The 3,829-nt window shown below is 70.2% G+C and carries 3 protein-coding genes; all 3 read right to left on the minus strand.

Going from position 1 to position 3,829, the window contains the following annotated elements; genetic code table 11:
- Positions 1–656, minus strand: a 656-nt coding sequence (locus KL771_RS28170) for a phage head morphogenesis protein (RefSeq protein ID WP_261971825.1), incomplete at its 3' end; no start/stop codon positions are given.
- 4 nt (positions 657–660) lie between these two features.
- On the minus strand, positions 661–2,253 hold the full coding sequence (locus KL771_RS28175; RefSeq protein WP_261971826.1) for a DUF935 domain-containing protein: 1,593 nt from the start codon (positions 2,251–2,253) through the stop codon (positions 661–663).
- On the minus strand, positions 2,250–3,827 hold the full coding sequence (locus tag KL771_RS28180; RefSeq protein WP_261971827.1) for a hypothetical protein: 1,578 nt from the start codon (positions 3,825–3,827) through the stop codon (positions 2,250–2,252). The genes KL771_RS28175 and KL771_RS28180 overlap by 4 nt, the downstream gene beginning before the upstream one ends.
- Positions 3,828–3,829: the final 2 nt, after the last annotated feature.

The following is a 3,829-nucleotide window of genomic DNA, read 5'->3' on the forward strand; positions in this document are numbered from 1 at the left end:
CGCGGCGGCTCGACGGGGATTTCGTCCGTGTAGGAAGGATCGGTCTCGGCCGCCGGAGCGCGGTCGAGGAGATCGCCGCGCTCGCGGCCGTCGATCTGCCGGACCGAGCATTTGCAGTTCCAGCCGTTCGGCGGGAAATGCGTGGCCCACCACGGATCGTCGATCGGGCGAATGATGCCGACCCAGCGCAGATGCTGCTCGCGCGGCCGGGCCGAGGCCGATCGGATATAGACCAGGTAGGGCAGGACGGCCTTGGTTCGCTGCGCCCGGTCCCATTGTCCTGCGGCTCGGGCCGAGGCTGTGTTGCCCCAGAAGATGGTCTGAAGCCGGCGCGGCGCCGTGAAATCGACCATGCGGTCGGGCGCCTGGCCGGTCGGGTCGGCAACCAGGCGCGGAGTGCCCCAGCCGATCTTCTGAAGTTCCGGAAGGATCGCCTGGCGCCAGGTCTCGAAGCCCTGGCCCTTGGCGATCGCCTCGCCGATCGAGCGTCGGAACAGGGTCAGCAGCTCCAGCTCGGTCGCCTTCGCCACTGTGAACGCATAGGCGTGTTCCTCGCCCCAGACGTCCTTCCAGGAGAAGCCCGGCCGGAGTTCCTTGCGGTCGAAATAGCCGGTGATCTCCGGCGGCGTCTGGAAGCCCCGCTTCGCGTCGGCCATCGGGTCAGTCCATCACGTCGCCGATGCCGCGCGCTGTCGCGGTCGCGATCGCCAGTCGCTCGGCCAGGCGCGTCGCGTCCGGCCCGCTCTCGCGCAGGCGCGACAGCACGTCCTCGAAGCTGGTCGCCTGCGCGAGCGCCGCGCCGAGCGGCGCCAGGAGCGGATCGGTGATGTCCTGCCAGTCTGCGAGCGCCTCCTCGAGCATGCGGTCGACCGCCTCCACACCGTCCGGCTCGGTGGCTGGCTCGGCTGCGAGGATGGCCGTCCGCAGGCAGCCGCCGCACCGGCAGCCGGCGACATGGGCCGCGAGCCGGGCCGGCTTCCGGCCCGGTACCGGCGCGGGCGACGCGGGGCTGGCCGCCGGCGCCGCGGCCGAGGCCGGCGCCAGGATGTCCTCGTCCGCCTCGGGCTCCGACAGTCCGAACTTCGACCGCAGCTCGCGCTGGCTCACTTTCAACCCGAGCGGGACGAGCTTGGCGACGCCGTCGGCGATCGCCGTCACGTCCTCCGGCTCGGCGACCGGCCAGATCACCTTCGGATAGCGCTCCTGCGGTCCGAAGTTGAGGGCGACCGCCATCTCGATGACGTCGCGATTGACCGTGATCGCGGTCTGCTTGGCGTCCGAGCGCAGGATGTCGAGCCGCACCTCGTTGTGGATCTTCGCCTGGGCCATCGACGCGCCGCTGTCAGCCGTCATGGTCTGACCGACCACAAGCTTCGAGATTTGCCGATCGACATAGGTCAGGAGCCCGCCGAACACGGCCTCGCCCTGAGCGCCGTCGACCTTGAAGGCTTCGACCTTGGCGCCGTCCGGCATGATGCCGGCGCCGTCATTGGCCATCTGCAACAGGCCGCGCAGGAAGTCGCGCTTGACCGCTTCCGAGGCGTCGCGCGGATAGGTGCCGAGCAGGAAGGGTACGCCGTACTTCTCGGCGAAGGCGGCCCAATCCTGAAGCGAGAACTGCTGCACCATGAAGGCCCAGGCGGCCGGCCGGGCGAGCCCGGTCCGGCTCGGGATGCCGGTCCGGATGCGCGGCACATGGCGGATGAACTTTGCCGCCGGCAGCGGCTCGCCCTCGGCCGAGCCGTCGACCTCCAGGTGCAGATCCGAGAGCGTCAGCCGGTCGAGCCGGAAGAAGCGCGGATCGCGCCAGACATAGTGCACGGGGCGCAGGCGCTTGCGCTGCATCTCCCACTGCATCTCGACCACCGAATAGCCCTTCGAGATGCCGTCGGCGAGCGCCGCGACCCCGATCCCGAACGCCGGGTCCTCCACCAGCTCGTGCACGAAGTCGCCGATCGCCGCCGGCACGCCGTCCGGGACCTGGACCGACGGTTCAATCCCGTCGAGCGCCAGGCGACGGGTCTGCAGCTGCGAGGCATAGTGGAGGTAGCGCTCCTCCATCTCCTCGGCGAGCGTCAGATAGGCGCGGGTCTCGCCGCGGGCGGCGTCACGCATGACCTGGCCGAGCCGCTCGGGCCGCAGGCGGGCGGCGACCTGTTCCTCGTAGACCCGCCGTCGGCCGGAGGCGGTTGGGGTCGCGATCTCGATGCCGAGCGGTGTCGTGTCGACGGCTTGGCCGTCCGGTCCCGTCATCCCCATAACGATCTCCCGAATTCCATGACGCGGCCGAAGACGGAGACCGAGGCGGCCTCGCCGGCAGCCGACAGGGGCGTGACGGTGGTCTCCGGCGCCATCGTGCGGCTGGCCGCATAGCCAAGCGCGCCCGCGATCGCGCTGTCGCCGTGGCGAAAGTGGCCGTCCGAGCCCTTGAGGCGATGATCGTCCGGCACCCGGATCACGCCGCCGACGAACTGCAGGGCCTGGTGGTCGGAGACCACGTCGTCGTCGGCCGGCAGGATGGCGGTCCGGTCCGCGATCGCGTCCGTGTAGGGCGCCATGTTGGTCCGGTACCATTCGACCGAGAGCTTGACCTCCTCGATCCGGTCGAGCCCGTAGCGCTGGGCGGCGACCTCGGCCAGATAGGCGCCGTTGCCGGTCGCATCCATCTTGGCGCCGGAGAAGCGCGGCAGGCGGTCGGCCGTGAAGAACAGGATCTCGCGCTGCTGGTCGAAGGGGCCGTTGCGGATCTCGATGATCAGCCGGCAGACCCGGGTCAGGTCGCGCTCGACCGCCCAGACCCAGATCACGGTCAGGTCCCCGGAGCGCGCGAAGTCTTCGCCGAAGACGTGGCGCGTCATCGGATCGAGGGCCTGCAGGTGTGGCGCGATCCGGCGCCGGCAGAGATCGAGCGCCCGCTCGCGCCGGACCTCCGGCGCCAGGCCCTTGAAGTCGTCGTCGAAGGCGATGCGCACGATCGGGATGCCGGGCTTCGACGCCGCCTCGATCTGCACGCGGGTCAGCGCGGCACCCTCGGCATCGGCCGGGATGGCATCCAGCTCCTGGCGCATCGCCGCCTGGCGCGCCCCGTAGGCGCCGCGGATCTTCGCCTCCCATTCGGCCTCCGCCGCCGGCGACCAGGTGCGGGCTGTCATCAGGCAGACGCGCCGGAAGAGGCCGTTCTCGACCGCGGCCGCGAACGGGATGGTGTGGACCGAGAACGGGATCTTGCCGGCCCGCGCCTCCCGGATCAGCTCGTTGAAGGGCGACAGGACGCCATTGTGGGACGAGATCACCCGGATCTTGCCGCCCCAGATCAGGAGTGCATTGACGGCATCGAGCACGCCGCGCACATCCGAATGGAACGCCGCCTCGTCGATCACGACGGTGCCCTGCAGGCCGCGGATATTCTCCGGCCGGCTCGACAGGGCCTCGACGCGGAAGCCGGAGGCGAAGCGGACCCGATAGGCGGCGATCTGCTTGGTGGTTCCGTCGTCCTTCATATCCTCGAACAGGAACTCCTCGATCGCGCCGAGTTCCTTGGAGACGACCCGGGCGAAGTGCGCCACGTAGCCGATGAACTCGCGTCCCTTGTCCTTGGTGTCGCCGATATAGAAGACGTTCTGACCGCCGGCGGAGCGCGCAGCCGCGGCGATCAGCGTGTCGTCGAGCGCCTCCGCATAGGTGATCCCGGTGCGCCGGCCCTTCTCGCAGACCTTCAGGTCGGCCGGGTCGGCGAGCCAGTCCACCTGGTGGCGCATGAGCACGCCATCGGCGAGCGGGTCCTGATCCTCGGGGATGTCGGCGCCGCGCGGCAGGTCGCCCGGCAGCG

The sequence above is a fragment of the Prosthecodimorpha staleyi genome (assembly GCF_018729455.1).
Classification (GTDB): domain Bacteria; phylum Pseudomonadota; class Alphaproteobacteria; order Rhizobiales; family Ancalomicrobiaceae; genus Prosthecodimorpha; species Prosthecodimorpha staleyi.